This window comes from Streptomyces sp. NPDC059861 (genome assembly GCF_042731435.1).
Classification (GTDB): domain Bacteria; phylum Actinomycetota; class Actinomycetes; order Streptomycetales; family Streptomycetaceae; genus Streptomyces.
The window spans coordinates 1-17,591 of sequence record NZ_JBHWJQ010000008.1; the positions used below are offsets into that span (position 1 = coordinate 1).

The following is a 17,591-nucleotide window of genomic DNA, read 5'->3' on the forward strand; positions in this document are numbered from 1 at the left end:
CCTTTCAGGAGGGGCGCCCCCATCGCCGTACCGGGAGCCGGGCTCAGCCCGCGAGGATCTTCTTCACGGCCGCCGCGACACGGCCGCCCTCCGCCTGGCCGGCGACCTTGGGGTTCACGATCTTCATGACCGCGCCCATGGCCCGCGGCCCCTCCGCGCCGGCCGCCTTGGCCTCCTCGACGGCCTGGGCGACGATCGCGTTCAGCTCCTCGTCGGACATCTGCCGGGGCAGGTAGGTGGCGAGCACCTCACCCTCCGCCTTCTCCCGCTCGGCCGACTCGGCACGACCACCCTGGGCGAAGGCGTCCGCGGCCTCGCGCCGCTTCTTCGCCTCCTTGGTGATCACCTTCAGGACCTCGTCGTCGGAGAGCTGACGCTTCTCCTTGCCCGCGACCTCCTCCTTCTGGATCGCGGCGAGCGTCAGCCGGAGCGTCGAGGAGCGGAGCTCGTCGCGCTCCTTGATCGCGGCGTTGAGGTCTTCCTGCAGCTTCGACTTGAGCGTGGTCATGACGTCGATTGTCGCAGGTGTGCACAGCCGGACGCCCGTTGATTTAAGGGGCGGTCGGACGCGGGGTCCCGACGGGGTCTGACACGATGGTCGTATGCGCGCGCGATACGGAGTACCCCTCGGCATCACGGCGGTCGCGGCCGCCGGTCTCCTCTACTCGGCCGGGTTCGAGGCCCGTTCCTTCCGCCTGCGACGGGTGACCGTCCCCGTGCTGCCCGCGGGCATGCACCCGTTGCGCGTGCTGCACGTCTCCGACATCCACATGGTCAGCGGCCAGCGCAAGAAGCAGCGCTGGCTTCGCTCGCTGGCCGGCCTGCGCCCCGACTTCGTGATCAACACCGGCGACAACCTCTCCGACCCGCAGGGCGTGCCGGAGGTGCTGGACGCGCTGGGCCCCCTGATGGAGTTCCCGGGCGCGTACGTCTTCGGCTCCAACGACTACTACGGCCCCAAGCTGCGCAACCCCGCCCGCTACCTGTTCGAGAAGGCCCAGGGCCGGCACGGGCTGAACGGCAACGCGCCCGCGGTCGGCGTCGTCCACAACCCGTGGGAGGACCTGCGGGACGGTTTCGACGCGGCGGGCTGGCTGAACCTCACGAACACGCGGGGCATGTTCAAGATCGACGGTGCCACGGTGGAGATGACCGGCGTGGACGACCCGCACATCAAGCGGGACCGCTACGTGCAGGTGGCGGGCGGTCCGTCGGCCGACGCGGACTTCTCGATGGGCGTGGCGCACGCGCCGTACCTGCGCTGCCTGGACGCCTTCACGGCGGACGGCTACCCCCTGATCCTGGCCGGCCACACCCACGGCGGCCAGCTGTGCATCCCGTTCTACGGCGCCCTGGTCACCAACTGCGACCTGGACACGGAGCGGGTGAAGGGCCTGTCGACGCACACGTCCGAGGGCCGGACGTCGTACATGCACGTGTCGGCGGGATGCGGGGCGAACCGGTACACGCCGGTGCGGTTCGCGTGTCCGCCGGAGGCGACGTTGCTGACGTTGGCGGGGCGCGAGTAGCCCCACGGAGAGCGCCAGGTCAGCCTCGCTGTCGGCGAGGCCGGGCAGGGCTTCGGCGTCACCCGCACAGCCCACCCGTGATGCCCCATTTGCCCTACATGCCTAGCGTGAGGGCATGACCGCCCCGATACCCAGGGACATCCCGGACCTCCCCGCGATCCCCGGCATCCCCGCGCTGCTGCCCCCGCCGGTCCCCGCCACGGCGGTGGTACCCCCCGTACGCCGCCCCCTGATCGCCGCCTTCCGCCTCCTCACCGCGGCGACGGCGGCGGCCGGGGTGGCGATCTTCCTGGTTCTCGGGAGCCCGCCGCGCGTGCTGAGCCACTTCACGATCCAGAGCAGCATCCTGCTGGCCCTGGTGCTCGTCGCCTCGGCCCGCCGGGCATGGACGGCCCGTCGCCCGCTGCGCTCCTCACTGACGGGCGCGGCACTCCTGTACGTCGTGGTCACGGCCCTGGTCCATCACCTGCTCCTGGCGACTGCGTCGAGCACCTACGCGATGACCAGCACGATGACAGGTACCACGACGTCGGCGCTGCTCCAGACGATCGCCGATCACGTGCTCCACACGGCGGTCCCGATCGCGGCCGTCCTGGATTGGCTGCTCCTCACGCCCCCCGGCCGCCTGCACCTCCGCCAGGCCAGCACCTGGCTGCTGTACCCCATGGCCTACCTGGCCTTCTCCTTCATCCGGGGCGAGTACCTGCTCCCCAGCACGCCGGGCCACTATCTCTACCCCTTCCTCGACGTCGACCAGCACGGTTACAGGAGCGTCCTGGGCAACGCCCTCCTCCTGGGCCTGTCCATCTACGCGCTGGCCGTCCTCGTGGTCGCCCTCGACCACGCCCGTCCGAACCCCGTCCGCCACCACGGCAAAACCGGATTTCGTCTCCAGCCACCAGTGGGCTAAAGTAAACGTCGTCGCCGCGACAGCAGCGACATCGGGGTGTAGCGCAGCTTGGCAGCGCGCTTCGTTCGGGACGAAGAGGTCGTGGGTTCAAATCCCGCCACCCCGACAGTGAAGTACCAGGTCAGGGGCCTGATCCGCAGTGCGGGTCAGGCCCCTGAGTGGTTCCTGGAGATCGTTTGCGAGAAATCTGGGAGAAGATCTTGGTCGGGTTCTCCCAGGAGCAGTCTCCAGTGCCGCAGGAACAGCGGCGCCCGCGCGCCCGATGACCTGCACATTCGCGAATCCCGGGCTCGTAGCTGACCGGTGATACCCGTGCGGGCCGCCAGCCGGTCGGGCTGGAGGCCGCGCATGTGCGCTGGTGGGCGTTCGACGGCCCGGACGACGTCGACAACGGACTGTGCCTGTGCTCGCTGCACCACAAGCTCTTCGACAAGGGCGTCCTCGGTGTCGGCGAGGGCCACCGCATTCTGGTATCCCAGCGCTTCGTCGGCCACAGTACCGCCGCCCGCGACCACGTCATCGCGCTCGCTGACCGACCACTCATCGGACCTCGACCGGGCGCCCACCCCATCGCCGCGACCCACCGCTCCTGGCACACCAGCCAGGTCTTCCACGGCAGCCCACGCCCTGCCACGGCCGCCTGACCGTCGCATCGCCGACCGCGCCCCACTGGTAAGGAGAACGACACCAAGAGTATGGTCTCTTGTATGGCGACGAAAAAGGTAACCGTGACCATCCCCGAGGACCTCCTGGACGAGATCCGCGCGGACGCGGCAGAGCGGGGCCTGTCGGCCTACGTCGCCGAGGCGCTGCGCTCCAAGCGCGACCGGGACCGGCTCCTGGAACTGGTCGACTGGCTGCAGGAAGAACACGGCCCCGTGACTGAGGACGAGCGTGTGGCAGCGCTCGACGAGTTGGAGGATCTGGACGCCGAACACGAGCGGCGCCGCGCCTCCGGACAACGCAACGCCGGAGAGGCTGCGTGAAGAAGCGAGTCGGTGAGCACAGGCAGAGGCCGCTCCGTGTCTTCGTCCTGGACTGTGAAGCTCTCTCCCTGGCCGTGCGCGGTGATCGGAGGATGATCGCCTGGCTCGACCTCGCGGCGCGAGGGGAGGCCGAAGTGGTGACGTCGCCGATGACATTGGTCGAGGCGTACGACGGCAGAACGACCGAACAGCGCTGGGACTGGGTACTGTCCAGGCTCCAGGTCGTCGACATCGGGAAGGACGAAGCCCGCCAGGCACGCCGGCTCCTGGCCGACGCCAAGTTGCAAGGCCACAAGCACGCGATCGACGCCGTGCTCGCCGTGATCGCGCGACAGCAGAAGGGACAGGTCACCGTCTTCACCTCGGACGTCGACGACCTGGAGAAGCTGGTCCCGGACACGATCGTCGTCAAGAAGGTGTGACCCGACCCGCGCCCCTCAAGGGCCCACAGCTGGGATGGCACCAGCCCGGGACCAGTACATCCGGGAGAAGGACGTGGAGTTCACCTCCCTGCCGGCCAACCTGGTGATCTGTTTCCGCCTCCATACGCCAATCGAACGCCGGGAACGGGGGCCGCCGCTACGCCGCCGAAGCGAAGTTCGGCAGGGCACCCACGGCGCGCTCGCTTATGCAAGTGGTATCCAAATGTGCAACCAGAGACGCATCGAGCAACCTGCGCCTCGGCCCAGGGCGGTCCAGATGGCCACGGAGGCCGCACAGTCACCGCGGGCCTACCCGACAACAGCCCCCTGACCTAGCATCAGCGCCCATGATCGCAGTGGTCGTCACGGTCGGGCTGGCCTTCGTCGGGTATGCCGTCACCTATCTCAACGGCCTGCGGCTGGCACAGCGGCAGGAGCGGCTCGCTCGGGTGAATCGGCAGCTCAGTGACTTCTACGGGCCCCTGTTCGCGCTCACTGAGGCCAGCGGTCGTACCTTCGCCGCGTTCATGCAGCGCAACGCCCGTCCTGACGGCAGGTCGCCCTTCGTCCATGAGACGCCGCCCAGCGAGGAGGAGCTCGCCGAGTGGCGGCTGTGGGTCACCACCGTTTTCCTGCCGAACATCCGGTCCATGCGCGACCTCGTCGTCAAGCACGCCGATCTCCTGAGCGAACCCGAGATGCCGCCGCTGCTGCTGCAACTGTGCGCGCATGTCTCGGGCTACGAGATCACGGCCGCCCGGTGGGCGCAGGGCAACCTACGACCAGCACCTTTCGGTGGTGCCGTTCCCCGGTGAGGAGATCGCCGAGTACGCGCGGTCGGAGTTCACGCGGCTGAAGGCGGAGCAGGCGCGGCTGCTGGGGCAGCGGTACACCCGTTGACCAGCCCTGCGTCGACGGCTCGGGCCGTCATGTTCCGCGCGCCGCCGGCCTCCTCGGCAATGTGATCAGGCGGCCCACCACGAACGTCGCCGGGATCGCCGCCGTCGACGCGATGACGGGCCGGAAACGCATGGTCAGGAATTCCGGCGGAAGTAGGAGTTCCGGTGAAATGGGTTGCCGCCAGGTGGGAAAGGAGGAGCGTCGTTACGGCCACGCGAGCCGCCCCGGAGGCGTTCCTGCGGGGCGGCTTGGGTAGGAGCCGGACATGATCTCGAGCCCGGACGCGACCTCGAGCAGCGTTGAGCAACGTCGTTCGGCACCGGTCCCTCCCCACGTGGAGACCGGTGCCGAACGACGCGCGCAGTGGAACTCAGGCTCACCTGTCGAGACCGTCGCCGCCGTCCGGTGACTTCGCGAAAGTTGTCCCAGAACAGACGGCGACTTGAGGTGCCTCTTCGAGCACTGAGCTGATGACCTGCCTGGGCGGCGTGCGGGTGGTGCCCTGCCTGGTCGTGATCCTGCCATTCGGGGCCCGCGACGAGGAGGTTCCGGCGCCCGGACAGCGGCTTCTGCGCAGGTCAGCCGTATAAAGTGAGTTTTCCGGTCCGGATGGCCAGGTGAGGCGGAAGGAAGGGGTGGAGACCTTGGGCTCGGACTCAGGGGCACGCACAGCCTTCGCGGAACGTCTCGCGCTGCTGTACAAGGAGGCCGGCAACCCTCCCCTGAAGAGCGTGTCCGAGGCCGTCGCCCGACTGAGGCGGGTGGACGAACGGGGCCGCCCCGTACGGGTCTCCGCGCAGCGGATCAGCGACTGGCGCCGCGCGAAGAACGTACCGGCTCACTTCGCCGCGCTCGCCGCCGTGTTGCAGGTGCTGATCCCGCACGCCCGGCGGGAGCGGCCCGTGCCGGTCTCCCCCGGACTGTACGACATGGGCCAGTGGCAGCGCCTGTGGGAGCGCGCGGTGGCCGATCCCATCGCCGAGCGTACGGCAGGCGGGGCGAGGGACCCGGACGAGGACGACGGGGCGACCGCCGACGGGGCGCCGGGCGTGCCGGGCGGGGTGTGCCCGTACCGCGGGCTGGCCTCCTACCGTCAGGAGGACGCGCGGTGGTTCTTCGGGCGGGAACGGAGCACGGACGCCCTTGCCGCCCAACTGCGCGCCGCGGAGCGCACGGGCGGTCCGGTGATGCTCGTCGGCGCCTCCGGGGCCGGGAAGTCCTCGCTGCTGAACGCCGGTCTGGTGCCCGCTCTTCGCAGCGGTGCGGGCCGGGAGGTGGTGCAACTGGTGCCGGGGGCCGACCCGCTGGGGGAGCTGACCTGCCGCATACCCGAACTCGCGCCGGTCACCACGGCGCAGGAGCCCGGAACCCCCGGGTTCGCGGACGCCGTACGGGCGGCCCTCGCCGCGTGGGCGCCGGGCGGGACCCGGCCGGTGGTCATCGTCGACCAGTTCGAGGAGACCTTCACCCTCTGCTCCGACGAGACCGGCCGGCGTACGTTCATCCAGCTCCTGCACGACGCGGCCTCCCCCGCGAGGCCCGGGGAACCGGCGCCCGTCCTCGTCGTGCTCGGCGTCCGCGCCGACTTCTACGAGCAGTGCCTGTCCTACCCCGAACTGGCCGACGCACTTCAGCACCGGCACATGGTGCTCGGGCCCCTCACCACCGCCGAGCTGCGCGAGGCGGTGACCGGCCCCGCCAAGGCCGTGGGGCTGGAACTGGAGCCGGGGCTGGCGGAACTGATCGTCCGTGAGGTCAGCTCCGACGGGCCGCGCGGGGCACATGACGCGGGCGCGCTGCCGCTGCTGTCGCACGCCCTGCTCGCCACCTGGCAGCGGCGCAAGGGGGGCCGCCTGACGCTGGCCGGGTACCGCGCGGCGGGCGGCATCCAGGGGGCGGTGGCGGCGACCGCCGAGCGGGCCTGGTCCAGGCTGGACCCGGCCGCGCGTACGGCCGCGCGGCTGCTGCTCCTACGGCTGGTCCGGCTCGGCGAGGACACTCAGGCGACCCGGCGGCGGGGCACGCGGCGGCAGCTCGCGGAGGAGTCGACGGACCCCGGCAAGACGGAGGAGTCCCTCGAGGAACTGGTCCGCGCCCGGCTGGTGACGCTGGACGCGGAGACCGTGGAGATCACCCACGAGGCGCTGCTGCACGCCTGGCCGCGGCTGCGCGACTGGATCGACGAGGACCGGGGCGGCAACCTGCTGCGCCAGCGGCTGGAGGAGGACAGCCGGGCCTGGGAGACGACCCAGCGCGACACCTCCCTGCTGTACCGGGGTTCACGGCTGGAGCACGCCCGCACCTGGGCACAGTCGGCCGGTGACACCTTCCTGACCCGCAGCGCGGTCGACTTCCTGGCCGCCTCCGCCCGGCTGCGCCGGCGCACCGTGTGGATAAGCCGGGGCGCGGTGGCGGCGCTGGTCGCGCTCGCGGTGCTGGCGGTCGGGTCGGCGGTGGTGGCGTGGCAGCAGCGGGACGACGCGGTGTTCGAGCAGGTGCTCGCCGAGGCCGACCGCGTGCAGTACACGGACCCGTCGCTGTCCGCCCAACTCGACCTGGTCGCCCACCGGCTGCGCCCCGACGACGAGGGCACCACGAACCGGCTGGTCTCGATCGTCAACGCGCCGCTGGCCACCCCGCTGCTCGGCCACACCGGCGCCGTCTACCTCACGACGTTCAGCCCCGACGGCAAGCTGCTGGCCACCGCGAGCTACGACCGCACGGTCCGCCTGTGGGACGTGGCGGACCCGCAGCGCCCCAAGCCCCTGGGCAAGCCCCTGGACGCCCACACGAGCTGGGTGAGCACCGCCGTCTTCAGCCCGGACGGCCGCACGCTCGCCAGCGCCTCGGACGACGGCACGATCCGGCTGTGGGACATCCGCGACCCCCGTCACCCGCGCCCGCTCGGCGCGCCGCTCACCGGCCACGACGGCACGGTCTACCTGCTCGTGTTCAGCCCGGACGGCCGTACGCTCGCCGCCGCGACCGAGGACCGCGTCGTACGGCTGTGGAACGTGGCCGACCCGGGCCGGCCGAGCCCGCTCGGCCCCCTCACCGGCCACACCGCCGCCGTACGCTCGGTCGCCTTCAGCCCCGACGGCCGGACCCTGGCCTCGGGCGGCGACGACACCACGGTGCGGCTGTGGGACATGACCGACCGGCGTCGTCCCGAGCGGCTCGGCGACCCGCTGACCGGCCACCGGGCCCTCGTCCACTCCGTCGCCTTCAGCCCCGACGGCCGCAGCCTCGCCAGCGGCAGCGCCGACGACACCGTCCAGCTGTGGGACGTGACCGACACAGGGGACGCGGCGCCGCTCGGTGCGCCGCTCACCGGGCACACCGGGCCCGTGTGGTCGGTGGCGTTCACCCCGGACAGCTCACTGCTCGCCGTCGCCAGCGCGGACAGCACGGCGAGCCTGTGGGACGTCAGCAATCCGGCGTTCCCGTCCCAGGTCGGCGAGCCGCTCGCGGGCAGCAGCGGCGAGATGTACGCCCTCGGCTTCAGCCCCGACGGCCGCACCCTCGCCACCGGCACCGGCGACAACAAGGTCCGTCTGTGGTCGATACCGACCTCGGACATGCTCGGGCGGATCGGGGTGTTCCGCCCGGACGGGCGGATGCTCGCCACGGCGGCGCGCGACCAGCGGATCCGACTGTGGGACGTCCGGACGCCCCGGCGGCCGGTGCTGCTGGGCAAGCCGTTCCTGCCCGTCGAAGGCGACGTCCGCACCGTGGTGTTCGCCCCCGACGGACGCACCCTCGTGGTGCTGACCGGCAGCCGCACGGTGCAGCTGTGGAACGTCACCGACCCGGCCAGGCCCGTCGCCTACGGCCCGCCTCTGCGGCTGCGCACCCGGTACGCCGGCCCCGAGGCGCTGGCCTACAGCCCCGACGGGCGCACCCTCGCCACCGCCTACGACGACCGCACCATCCAGCTCTGGAACATCGCCGACCCGTCCGAACCCCGCCGCCTGGGCGATCCGCTGACCGGCCACACCGGCTACGTCAACGCCCTCACCTTCAGCCCCGACGGCCGCACCCTCGCCAGCGGCAGCGCCGACACCACCATCCGCCTGTGGGACGTCTCCGGCCCGCGCCCCGTCACCCAGCTCGGCGCCGCGCTGCGGGGCCACCTCGGCCCCGTCAACACGCTCGCCTACAGCCCCGACGGCCGGACGCTGGCCAGCGGCAGCGACGACAACACGGTGGGGCTCTGGGGCGTCGGCGACCCGCTGAAGGCCCAGCAGCTCGGGTCCCCCCTCAGCGGCCACACCGAGGCGGTGGTGTCCCTGACGTTCCGCCGGGACGGGCGCACGCTGGCCAGCGGCGGCAACGACGACACGGTCCGCCTCTGGGACGTCGGCCGCCCGTCCACCGCCACGCCCATCGGGCAGTCGCTCAGCCCCAACGCAAAGACCGGCAACTTCCTCTCCTTCAGCCCCAACAGCCGTCTGCTCGGGGTGTCGAGCGGCGCCGGGACCGTACGGCTGTGGGACCTGAACGTGGACGACGCCGTGAAGCACATCTGTTCGACCACACGGGGTGTGCTGACGCCCGAGAAATGGCACGAATACCTGCCACGGTTGTCCTACGAACCACCCTGCCGGGAGTGATCCGCGTCACAGCGCCACGACGCACCTCATCGGTCGGGTCCCGCGTCGCCATCCGCCTTGTTAGTCTTGGCCACAGCCCGATCGCTGGTGCATCCCCCGTCGCCAGCGGTCGGGCGTTTTCGTGTCCCGGCGCCGCCGCGTGAAATCGCACGGCATTCTTCGATACGGCGCAGCGGCCCGAGCGCATTGCGGGCACGACGACTCCGATTTCGGCAATCCCGCTCCCTATTTCCCCCTGTGCCCGAGCCATACGGCCGATCCAGGTCAGCAAGACCTCTTCAGGAGCCGTACGCTGACGCATGTGCCGAAGGCGTACGAAGTGATCGCGGACGACATCCGCCGGTCCATCCGCGAGGGCGAACGCAGGCCCGGCGACCGGCTGCCGGCCGAGACGGAGCTCGCCGAGCGGTACCGGCGCAGTGTGCCGACGATCCAGAGCGCGCTGCGGCTGCTGAGCGAGGAAGGCCTCATCGACAAGCGGCACGGCCTCGGCAACTTCGTCCGCCGCCCCCGCACGCTCGCGGTCCGCGACAACAGACGCCACCAGTGGGAGAAGGACCGCGCCCGCCAGCCGTTGCGCCAGCGGGCGGCGACCGGCGCGACGGAACGTGAAACCGGGCTGGACCCCCAGGACTTGATCTTCCACGCGAGCTACCGCGAGGTCAAGGCGTCCACGGAGCTGGCGGAGGGGTTCGGCGTCCCCGAGCGCACGGTCCTGCTGGAGCGCACGTACCGCACCAGGTGCGCGGCGGAGACCGCGCCCTTCAGCCTCGTCACGTCCTACCTGGTCCGCGACGTGATCGCCGCGAACCCCGCCCTCCTGGACGAGAGCAACGAGCCCTGGCCCGGCGGCACCCAGCACCAGCTGCACACCGTCGGCATCGAGGTGGACCGCGTCGAGGAACGCTTCACGGCCCGTCCGCCGGCCCCCGAGGAGGCCGCCGAGCTGGATCTGCCGCCGGGGACCTCGGTGATCCTGCTGCACAAGACGTCGTACGACATCGAAGGCCGGGTGGTGGACATCACCGACGTCACGCTGCCGGGCGACCGGACCGAACTGCTCTTCACCACGATCCTGGAGAGGTGGTGAGCGCCTCCGTGACCCGGCACGTGGTCGTCGTCACCGCCGTGCACCCGCCGTCGGCCCGCTTCCTGCCCGACGCCTACAAGTCGCTGTGCGAGCAGCGGCTGCCGCAGGGCTGGGAGTGGCACTGGGTGATCCAGGAGGACGGCGGGTCGGAGGACGTCCTTCCGTATGTGCCCGAGGACGAGCGGGTGACGTTCCGTCAAGGTCGGCGCGGCGGGCCCGGGGTGGCGCGCACGATCGCGCTGGCGCGGGCCAAGGGCGAGTACGTGAAGGTCCTGGACGCCGACGACCAGCTGGCGCCGGGTGTGCTGGCCCGCGATCTGGCGGCGCTGGAGGCCGACCCGGCGATCGGATGGGTGACGTCACGGGTGCTGGACCTGTGGCCGGACGGCTCGACGGCCGGCTTCCCGGGCGATCCGCCGGACGGGCCGATCGAGCGGGGCGAAGTGCTCGGCTTCTGGAAGGCGAACGACTTCCGCGCCCAGGTCCACCCGGCGTCCCTCTTCGTACGCCGGGACCTGCTGGTGGCCCTCGGCGGCTGGATGGCGCTGCCCGCGTCCGAGGACACGGGGCTGCTGCTGGCGCTGAACGCGGTGAGCCGGGGGTGGTTCTCGGCGGAGGTGGGGCTTCTCTACCGCAAGTGGGAGGGCCAGGCGACGGGCCAGGCCCCGCACGTCGACCCGGACGAGCGGGCGGCACGCATGGCGGTGGCGGAGGCCCGGGCGCTGGCACTGGCGGAGTTCGGCTGGGGGTACCCGGCGAACGGGGTGTCGTAGGGGCGGGGTCCGCGCACGGGCGGGGTGTCATAGGGGCGGGGCCGAGAAGGGCAGGTCACGATGCCCGCAGGATGCGCTGAGTGAAGGAACCGGCGCGACGGCCGGGCGATGCGCTGAGGAGAACGACCGGGCACGACGACCGGGCCATGCGCCGGAAATGGACGCCGGGCGCGGCGACCGGGCCATGGGCCGGGTCCAGGAGCCCGTCAGGCGGGTCGGCCGATCTCCTGGGCGATGGTGACGACGTTTCCCGCCGGGTCGTTGACCGCGGCGATGCGATAGCGGCCGCCGGGGGTCTCCTGGACGGTCCCCAGGTCCAGGCCCCGTTCCGCGGCGAGCCGGACCTCGTCGGCGACGTCTTCGACGGCCAGCGTCAGCATGGCGGACCCCGCACGGTCGGGTTCGAGGAGCAGCTGGATCGCGCCGCCGTCGATGACCTCCCATTCCGCCAGGCCACTCATGGGGTCGCGGTCGGCCGGGCGCCCCCACAAGCGCTCGTACCAGGCGCGGGCCGCTTCGAAGTCGGCGACGGGAATGACGGCGTAAACGGTCCTGATGGCCACGATGGGTCCCCTTTCATCCGTTTCGCACCTTACTGAGTGCCCGTCGGATGTGGGCGGATGTCAGGGCAGCGCCTCGGCGTCCGTGCGCGAAAAGACCAGGTCGCTCTCACCGGTGACCGGGGCCCGCCACCGCAGGGGCACCCGGCGGGGTCCGCCGACCGCGGGCGGATAGCTCGCGGGGTCGTAGTCGTTGGCCAGCCGGTAGACGTGGAAGCCGGCCCCGGCCATGGTCTCCAGCAACTCCTCGACGGAGTCCCCGAGTGCGGCCATCCGCGCGGGCGTCACCTCGATCGTGATCTCGGCATCGGGCCGCAGCCTGCGCAGCAGGGGCGCGAGGCCCCGCACGACGGCTCCCTCCGCCCCCTCGACGTCTATCTTGATCACCCGGGCGTGTTCCAGCTCGCCCGGGGCGAGCAGGTCGGGAAGCGGTGCGGCGTCGACCTCGAAGACCGCCTCGGCGGGACCGTCGTACGGGACGATGCTGTTCGCGCCGGTGTTGCGCGAGCTGGCGAGGGTGAAGGTCAGCTTTCCGCGGCGGTCGGACGCGGCGGCGTTGACGGCCCGGACCGTGCGGCAGCCGTTGAGCCGAACGTGCCGCTCCAGGCGCCGGTGACAGGCGGGGGACGCCTCGACGGCCACGACCCGGCCCGTGGGCCCGACGAGTCGGGCGGCCATGACGCTGAAGACCCCTATGTTCGCGCCGACGTCGACGAAGCCGTCACCGGGTCCGAGGCGGCTGCGCAGCCAGCCGGTCAGATGGGGTTCCCAGGCTCCGAAGAGGTAGAGGTACCGCTGGATCAGGTCCTCGGTGTCGACCGCGAAACGGGCGCCCGAGCGCGTCTCGACGACACGCCGGCGCGGGTGGTCCCGCAGATACGGGTTCAGCACGCGCGCGGCGAGGGCCGCCTTGCCGAGGGTGCCGGGAGCGTGCCGTACGTACCGGCTGCCGAGGGTGATCAGGGCTTCCGTGGCCGCAGTGCGGGAACGGCTCATCCGGTGCGGGCCCCGGCCCTATTCGGTGACCGTGATGGCCTGGGACGGGCAGCCCTCGACGGCCTCCCGGACCTCGGGCTCGCCTCCGCTGTCCTCACGCCCCGGGACGACCGCGCCGCAGCCGTCCACCACCGTGAAGACGGACGGAACCCGGTACGCACAGTCGCCGGAGCCGTAGCAGCGCTCGGGGTCGACGGAGAGCTTCATTCCCACTCCAGACGCCCTGGGCCCGGGGGCCCGCGGGCGGATCGGAACCGACACCTACGTCCCTTTCCCTGCCCGTCGGGCCCACCACCGAACCGGCGGCGCCTAGTCGGCGGCGAGAGCGAGCCAGTGGGCGACCCGGCGGACGGTCGTCTCGTCGAGCTGGTCCACGACCGCCCGCACGGCCGCCTCGTCGTCCGGGGCGAGGTCGTACAGCCCGGCGCGGTTCAGCGCGGCGAGGAGCACCTGGTGGCGGCGGTCGGTCAGGCGCTCGATGAGCTTGGAGGGCTGAGCGGGGCTCGCGGGGGGCGGCTCGGGCGCGGGGGCGGGGGCGGCCTCCGTGGCGGCGGACGCGTCGATCCGCTGCCAGGCGCCGTCCTTCGGGCCCCACAGGGCCATGACCGGATCCTGGCCGCGGGCCCGCAGGGTCTGGGTCATCTCCCCCATGGCGTACTGCACGGGGACCCGGTACGGCGACTCCGCACCGACCCGCCAGGACGCGGAGGAGGGCTCGTAGAACATCGCGACCCAGCGTGGAGCGCCCGTCGGCTGCGGACTCTGGGGACGTGACGGCACTGGACATCACCCCTTCGGAACGGCAGATCGGACCATAGCTGACGGCTCGTCAGTTCGCCAGGGAGGCCGAGGGGTCGGTCCTCTCAGTTGTTCCAGCTCTCGTCGTACGGGTCTGCGGGCGCCCGTACCGGCTCGGCGGCCGTGACCTCGATGAACGGGATGGGGCCGCCGCCCACCGGGTCGCGGGTCCGCTTCGGGGTGTAGGTGCCGGTGACCTCCAGCCAGGTGTCCGGTTGCAGCACCGGCGGGACGCGCCCGACCAGCCCGACCTTCACCGGCTGGGCGTCGGCGGCACAGCAGTTGAGAGCCATGCGGACCAGGTACGGGGTGCCGGCCCGGTCCAGCGCCACGAACCCCGTGATCCGGACCCTGCGTTCGCGCAGGGTGCGGCCGTCGTCGTACGCCGCCCGGCCGGCGTAGTCGGTGACACCGAGGCGGACGGGGTCGCCGGAAGGCAGCGGGGCGTAGGCGGGGGGCCGTTGCAACGCCGTGCCGGTGCGCATCGCGCTGTACGAGCCGAGGGCGGGCGGGGCGATGAGGATCAGCGCGAGGACCGGCAGGAGCAGCAGCCAGGCGACGCGCGGTTCATGGTGGGGAACGGCCACCGGTCGCCGGCGCTCGTACCAGACCGTCGCCACCGCCGCCGCGACCAGCACCACCCCCGCCACCAGCAGCAACGGCCGTAGCCCCGCCTTGACGTAGCGCAGCGACAGATCCGTGGCCCCGGCGTGCAACAGTGACACGCCGAGCAGGCACAGCACGGCCACCTGCGTGTGCCGGTTCACAGCAGCACCGCCCCGGTCAGCGCGGACACCCCGCCGGCGACGGCGAAGGTCGCCGGTGCGAAGCGGAGGGCGAAGCCGCGGCCGAACGTGCCCGCCTGCATGGCGAACAGCTTCAGATCGACCATCGGCCCGACCACCAGGAACGCCAGCCGCGCCGTCGGCGAGAACTGCGTCAGCGACGCCGCCACGAACGCGTCCGCCTCCGAGCAGATCGACAGCAGCACGGCGAGCACGGCCAGCGCCAGCACCGCCACCACCGGGTTGCCCGCCGCCGCCCGCAGCCACCCCTCGGGCACGACCGCCTTCAGCGTCGCGGCCGCCATCGCGCCGATCACCAGGAACCCACCCGCGTGCATCACGTCGTGCCGCACCGACCCCCAGAACGCCGCTCCCCTGCCCTGCCCCTCGTACGACGGACGCGCCGGCGGGCGCAGCCACTCGGCGCGGCCGAGCCGCTGCCACAGCCACCCCATCGCGCACGCCACGGCCAGACTCGCGACGAACCGGGCCAGCACCATCTCGGGTCTCCCGGGGAAGGCCACCGCCGTCGCGGTCAGCACGATCGGGTTGATCGCGGGCGCGGCGAGCAGGAACGCCAGGGCGGCAGCCGGGGCGACTCCCCGGCGGATCAGCGCCCCCGCCACCGGCACCGACGCGCACTCGCAGCCAGGGACGACCGCTCCGGCCAGTCCCGCCACCGGTACCGCCGCGGCGGTCCGGGCCGGCAGCGCGCGGGCGAAGACGGACGCCGGTACGAACACGGCGACGGCCGCCGACAGCAGCACCCCGAGCACCAGGAACGGCAGTGCCTGCACGACCACCGCGACGAACACCGTTGTCCAGCTCTGCATCACCGGCGCGGACAGCGCGCGGCGGATCGGGGCCTGGGCGAGCAACAGGAGGAGCAGGGTGACGGTGAGGACCAGGGGGGAGCTGAGGTGCCAGCCGTCGTCCCTGCCGGGGGCGGCGGGCGGCGTCGGGGACGGCGGGGACGCCGGGGGCGCCGACCGGGACGGAGACGGGGGTGGTGGCTCAGGGACGGTGACGGCCACGGGTGGGGTCCTCCGTTGCGCGGGGTGGCTCCCCTTCGATACGGCCGATTTGGAACGGGCGTTCAATCCGTTGCTGGAACCATCGGTCTTGTTGAGGCAGTCTTTCCCCTCGTGGCGAGCGTTCCGAATCAAGGCCGGCCGGGCGACGCGCCCGCGCACATGGTGGTGTGCGGCGACGACGGGCTCGCGCACCGGCTCGCGGCCGAACTCAGGGGTGTGTACGAGGAGCAGGTGACCCTCGTCGCGCCGCCCTCCGAACGCCCCGTGCCGCAGCCGGTCGTGGGGCGGGCCCGGGCCGCGTCGGCGGCGCTGCTCGACCGGATGGTGAACGCGGCCGGCCGGGCCGCGGGCAACGGCGCCCTGATGAACGGCGACAGCACGGGCGGCGTGCGGCTGGTGGAGGCCGCCGAGCCGTCCGAGGCCGTGCTCGCCGAAGCGGGCGTGGAGCGGGCGACCGCGCTGGCGCTCGTGTACGACGACGACGAGACGAACATCCGCGCCGCGCTCACCGCACGCCGTCTCAACCCCCGGCTGCGCATCGTCCTGCGCCTCTACAACCGGCGGCTGGGCCAGCACATCGAGGAACTCCTCGACCAGGCGGCCGCGTTGGCGACCGGCGACCCGGACGGGACGGGCACCGGCTTCGACGCCTCCACCACCGTGCTGTCCGACGCCGACACCGCCGCGCCCGCGCTGGCCGCGACCGCCCTCGTCGGCACCAGCAAGGTCGTACAGACCGACGGGCTGCTGCTGCGCGCGGTGGAACGCACACCACCGGCGCCCGGGCAGGTAGCCGATCCGGGGCTGTGCACGCTGGCGCTGCTGTCGGCGACGAGCAGCGACCCGGCGGGCGCCGACGGGTCGGAGAGCAGCGGCGAGCGCGGTCCCCGGCTGCTGCCGGACGAGGAGGAGGTGGCGGCGGCCACCGGGCGCGGCACGGTCGTGCTGGAACAGGTGTCGTACGCCGGCTCGCCCCGGTCCGCCGGGCGCGCGGTCGGTGTCGTCCCGCCTATCTCCTCCCTGTTCTCCCGGCGGCTGCGCTGGTCGCTGGCCGGTCTGGTGGGCGCCGTGGTGGCGCTGGCGATCGCGCTGACCGTGGTCACCGACGACCATCCGCTGCACGCCACCTACCTCACGCTGCTCGACATCCTCGGTATCGACGATCCCGCCACCAACGACTCCCTCGGGCGGCAGATCCTCCAACTCCTCTCCGCCGTGGTCGGGTTACTGCTGCTGCCGGTGCTGCTGGCCGCCGTGCTGGAGGCCCTCGGCACCTTCCGCAGCGCGTCCACGCTGCGCAGGCCGCCGCGTGGGCTCAGTGGGCATGTCGTCCTGCTCGGCCTCGGCAAGATCGGCACGCGGGTGCTGACCCGGCTGCGGGAACTGCACATCCCGGTGGTCTGCGTCGAGGCCGACCCCGAGGCGCGGGGGATGGCGACGGCCCGGCGGCTGCGGGTGCCGGTGGTGCTCGGGGACGTCACGCAGGAGGGCGTCCTGGAGGCCGCGAAGGTCCATCGCGCCCACACGCTGCTCGCGCTGACCAGCGTCGACACGACCAACCTGGAGGCCGTCCTCTACGCCCGGTCCGTCCGGCCCGACCTCCGGGTCGTGCTCCGCCTCTTCGACGACGACTTCGCCGCCGCCGTCTACCGCACGCTGCGCGCCGCGCACCCCCGGGCGCTCACCCGCAGCCGCAGCGTCACGCATCTCGCGGCGCCGTCGTTCGCCGGGGCGATGATGGGGCGGCAGGTGCTGGGGGCGATCCCCGTGGAGCGGCGGGTGCTGCTGTTCGCGGCCGTGCCCGTGCGGGGCATCCGGCAGCTGGAGGGCAAGACGGTGGCCGACGCCTTCCGGGCCGGTTCCTGGCGGGTGCTGGCCCTGGACACGGCGGCCCCGGGAGAGCGCCGCGCCGACCTCGCGGCGAGCCCGGCGCCCGCGGGCCGACAGACGGCCTCGGACCTCCTGTGGGATCTGCCGCCCACCTATGTGCTGCGCGCCGAGGACCGCGTGGTCCTGGCAGCCACCCGCCGCGGCCTCGCGGAACTCCTCGGCCGCAGACGCCGGGAGCGGACGGGGGCGTGAGCGCGGCCGGGAGCCGGCGGGCCCGGACGTGCGGGGCCTTCGTGCCGTTCGCCTCCCGGGCCGTTCGGCTCCCGGTGCCCGCCGGGCGGACGCCGGGGTTGCCGGGCCCGGGA

General features: G+C 72.5%; 15 protein-coding genes, 1 tRNA gene and 2 pseudogenes. 11 read left to right on the forward strand and 7 right to left on the reverse strand.

Annotation, left to right across the window (positions count from 1 at the left end; all coding sequences use genetic code 11):
- Nucleotides 1-43: 43 nt before the first annotated feature.
- Nucleotides 44-508 (reverse strand): GatB/YqeY domain-containing protein, encoded by a 465-nt coding sequence (locus tag ACFV6X_RS09295; protein ID WP_365458823.1) that lies wholly within the window; start codon nucleotides 506-508, stop codon nucleotides 44-46.
- A gap of 94 nt (nucleotides 509-602) precedes the next feature.
- On the opposite strand from ACFV6X_RS09295, the gene ACFV6X_RS09300 reads away from it, so the two are divergent.
- The 10 genes and pseudogenes from ACFV6X_RS09300 to ACFV6X_RS09345 all read left to right on the forward strand — a co-directional run bounded on the left by ACFV6X_RS09300 (nucleotide 603) and on the right by ACFV6X_RS09345 (nucleotide 11,223).
- Nucleotides 603-1,529, forward strand: coding sequence for a metallophosphoesterase (locus tag ACFV6X_RS09300; protein WP_385379940.1), 927 nt, complete (start codon nucleotides 603-605; stop codon nucleotides 1,527-1,529).
- Between the two features lie 115 nt (nucleotides 1,530-1,644).
- On the forward strand, nucleotides 1,645-2,439 hold the full coding sequence (locus ACFV6X_RS09305; protein ID WP_385379942.1) for a Pr6Pr family membrane protein: 795 nt from the start codon (nucleotides 1,645-1,647) through the stop codon (nucleotides 2,437-2,439).
- Between the two features lie 32 nt (nucleotides 2,440-2,471).
- Nucleotides 2,472-2,545 (forward strand) — tRNA-Pro (locus tag ACFV6X_RS09310).
- A gap of 199 nt (nucleotides 2,546-2,744) precedes the next feature.
- Nucleotides 2,745-3,083, forward strand: a pseudogene (locus ACFV6X_RS09315) (HNH endonuclease); the annotation flags it as partial.
- A 63-nt stretch (nucleotides 3,084-3,146) separates the two neighbouring features.
- On the forward strand, nucleotides 3,147-3,425 hold the full coding sequence (locus ACFV6X_RS09320) for a CopG family transcriptional regulator (RefSeq protein ID WP_385379945.1): 279 nt from the start codon (nucleotides 3,147-3,149) through the stop codon (nucleotides 3,423-3,425).
- The gene (locus ACFV6X_RS09325; RefSeq protein WP_385379947.1) at nucleotides 3,422-3,847 is read left to right on the forward strand and encodes a PIN domain-containing protein; all 426 of its coding nucleotides are present in this window, start codon (nucleotides 3,422-3,424) and stop codon (nucleotides 3,845-3,847) included. Before ACFV6X_RS09320 ends, ACFV6X_RS09325 begins: the two co-directional genes overlap by 4 nt.
- A 347-nt stretch (nucleotides 3,848-4,194) precedes the next feature.
- Nucleotides 4,195-4,747, forward strand: a pseudogene (locus ACFV6X_RS09330) (hypothetical protein).
- A 635-nt stretch (nucleotides 4,748-5,382) separates the two neighbouring features.
- Nucleotides 5,383-9,360, forward strand: coding sequence for an NACHT and WD repeat domain-containing protein (locus tag ACFV6X_RS09335; protein ID WP_385379950.1), 3,978 nt, complete (start codon nucleotides 5,383-5,385; stop codon nucleotides 9,358-9,360).
- Between the two features lie 301 nt (nucleotides 9,361-9,661).
- The gene (locus ACFV6X_RS09340) at nucleotides 9,662-10,450 is read left to right on the forward strand and encodes a GntR family transcriptional regulator (protein ID WP_385379953.1); all 789 of its coding nucleotides are present in this window, start codon (nucleotides 9,662-9,664) and stop codon (nucleotides 10,448-10,450) included.
- On the forward strand, nucleotides 10,447-11,223 hold the full coding sequence (locus ACFV6X_RS09345) for a glycosyltransferase family 2 protein (RefSeq protein WP_385379955.1): 777 nt from the start codon (nucleotides 10,447-10,449) through the stop codon (nucleotides 11,221-11,223). The genes ACFV6X_RS09340 and ACFV6X_RS09345 overlap by 4 nt, the downstream gene beginning before the upstream one ends.
- Nucleotides 11,224-11,429: 206 nt before the next feature.
- On the opposite strand, the gene ACFV6X_RS09350 is transcribed toward ACFV6X_RS09345, so the two are convergent.
- From ACFV6X_RS09350 to ACFV6X_RS09375, 6 genes are all read right to left on the reverse strand, one after another.
- Nucleotides 11,430-11,786 carry a VOC family protein gene (locus ACFV6X_RS09350; protein ID WP_385379958.1) on the reverse strand — a complete coding sequence of 119 codons (357 nt, stop codon included), beginning with the start codon at nucleotides 11,784-11,786 and terminating at the stop codon, nucleotides 11,430-11,432.
- A gap of 60 nt (nucleotides 11,787-11,846) precedes the next feature.
- A complete protein-coding gene (locus ACFV6X_RS09355) occupies nucleotides 11,847-12,779 on the reverse strand; it encodes an FkbM family methyltransferase (RefSeq protein WP_385379961.1) in 933 nt (310 codons plus the stop codon).
- Nucleotides 12,780-12,797: 18 nt separating this feature from the next.
- A complete protein-coding gene (locus ACFV6X_RS09360) occupies nucleotides 12,798-12,986 on the reverse strand; it encodes a ferredoxin (protein ID WP_365456923.1) in 189 nt (62 codons plus the stop codon).
- Between the two features lie 102 nt (nucleotides 12,987-13,088).
- On the reverse strand, nucleotides 13,089-13,505 hold the full coding sequence (locus tag ACFV6X_RS09365; protein ID WP_385379964.1) for a hypothetical protein: 417 nt from the start codon (nucleotides 13,503-13,505) through the stop codon (nucleotides 13,089-13,091).
- A 137-nt stretch (nucleotides 13,506-13,642) separates the two neighbouring features.
- Nucleotides 13,643-14,344 (reverse strand): TIGR03943 family putative permease subunit, encoded by a 702-nt coding sequence (locus ACFV6X_RS09370; protein ID WP_385379967.1) that lies wholly within the window; start codon nucleotides 14,342-14,344, stop codon nucleotides 13,643-13,645.
- Nucleotides 14,341-15,396 carry a permease gene (locus ACFV6X_RS09375; RefSeq protein WP_385379969.1) on the reverse strand — a complete coding sequence of 352 codons (1,056 nt, stop codon included), beginning with the start codon at nucleotides 15,394-15,396 and terminating at the stop codon, nucleotides 14,341-14,343. Before ACFV6X_RS09375 ends, ACFV6X_RS09370 begins: the two co-directional genes overlap by 4 nt.
- 159 nt (nucleotides 15,397-15,555) lie before the next feature.
- Between ACFV6X_RS09375 and ACFV6X_RS09380 the strand changes: the two genes are divergently transcribed.
- Nucleotides 15,556-17,478, forward strand: a complete 1,923-nt coding sequence (locus tag ACFV6X_RS09380) for an NAD-binding protein (RefSeq protein ID WP_385380464.1) — start codon at nucleotides 15,556-15,558, stop codon at nucleotides 17,476-17,478.
- Nucleotides 17,479-17,591 lie beyond the last annotated feature (113 nt).

What these genes read in the sequence shown, in the direction of transcription:
- ACFV6X_RS09295 (WP_365458823.1), bottom strand. Translation starts at nt 508, where the DNA reads ATGACCACGCTCAAGTCGAAGCTGCAGGAAGACCTCAACGCCGCGATC.
- ACFV6X_RS09300 (WP_385379940.1), top strand. Translation starts at nt 603, where the DNA reads ATGCGCGCGCGATACGGAGTACCCCTCGGCATCACGGCGGTCGCGGCC.
- ACFV6X_RS09305 (WP_385379942.1), top strand. Translation starts at nt 1,645, where the DNA reads ATGACCGCCCCGATACCCAGGGACATCCCGGACCTCCCCGCGATCCCC.
- ACFV6X_RS09320 (WP_385379945.1), top strand. Translation starts at nt 3,147, where the DNA reads ATGGCGACGAAAAAGGTAACCGTGACCATCCCCGAGGACCTCCTGGAC.
- ACFV6X_RS09355 (WP_385379961.1), bottom strand. Translation starts at nt 12,779, where the DNA reads ATGAGCCGTTCCCGCACTGCGGCCACGGAAGCCCTGATCACCCTCGGC.
- ACFV6X_RS09360 (WP_365456923.1), bottom strand. Translation starts at nt 12,986, where the DNA reads ATGAAGCTCTCCGTCGACCCCGAGCGCTGCTACGGCTCCGGCGACTGT.
- ACFV6X_RS09365 (WP_385379964.1), bottom strand. Translation starts at nt 13,505, where the DNA reads ATGTTCTACGAGCCCTCCTCCGCGTCCTGGCGGGTCGGTGCGGAGTCG.
- ACFV6X_RS09380 (WP_385380464.1), top strand. Translation starts at nt 15,556, where the DNA reads ATGGTGGTGTGCGGCGACGACGGGCTCGCGCACCGGCTCGCGGCCGAA.